The organism is Bradyrhizobium sp. SHOUNA76 (assembly GCF_023006445.1).
In the GTDB taxonomy this organism is placed as follows: Bacteria; Pseudomonadota; Alphaproteobacteria; order Rhizobiales; family Xanthobacteraceae; genus Bradyrhizobium.
The window spans coordinates 1-557 of record NZ_JALBHA010001110.1; the positions used below are offsets into that span (position 1 = coordinate 1).

The 557-nt window shown below is 69.8% G+C and carries 1 protein-coding gene; it reads right to left on the reverse strand.

All coding sequences use genetic code 11. The features are described from left to right. Positions 1-557, reverse strand: a 557-nt coding sequence (locus MOV74_RS40015; protein WP_246933088.1) for a DUF4159 domain-containing protein, incomplete at both ends; no start/stop codon positions are given.

The window sequence follows — 557 nt, forward strand, 5'->3', positions numbered from 1 at the left end:
GTCGCGCGGCAGGGTCTCGACCCAGGTCTGGCCGGTGACGAAGCGGCCGGGGAAGTCGCGCAGCAGATAGAAGGTCTTGGTCAGCACGTGCTCGCGCGGCACCGGCTCGAGCTCGGGCACGTCGAGCGAGGACAGGATCTCCCGCAGCGTCTGCATGCCCGGGGTCTGTGCCGCGCCGTTCGCGCCGGGCGGTGCTTCGATCGCATCGCGCGTGTCGAACAGCACGGTGCCACCCTGCTTCATGTAGGCGTCGATCTTGTTGATGGCATCGCGCGGCGGCTTGGGCGCGCCCGGCACGATCGGCCAGTAGATCAGCGGGAAGAAGGCGAGCTCGTCGCGCGCAGGATCGACCCCGACGGGATCGCCGGCCTCGAGCGCGGTGCGCTGCGCCAGGAACAGCGTCAGCCCGTTCAGGCCGGCCTTGACGATGGAATCGACGTCGGCATTGCCCGTGACGACATAGGCGAGGCGGGTCTGCGACGTCGCCTTCATCGCGAAATCGTCCGCGGCGCCGTCGGCGCGTGACGGCGCCGGCGAGAGCGATGCGAACAGCAGGC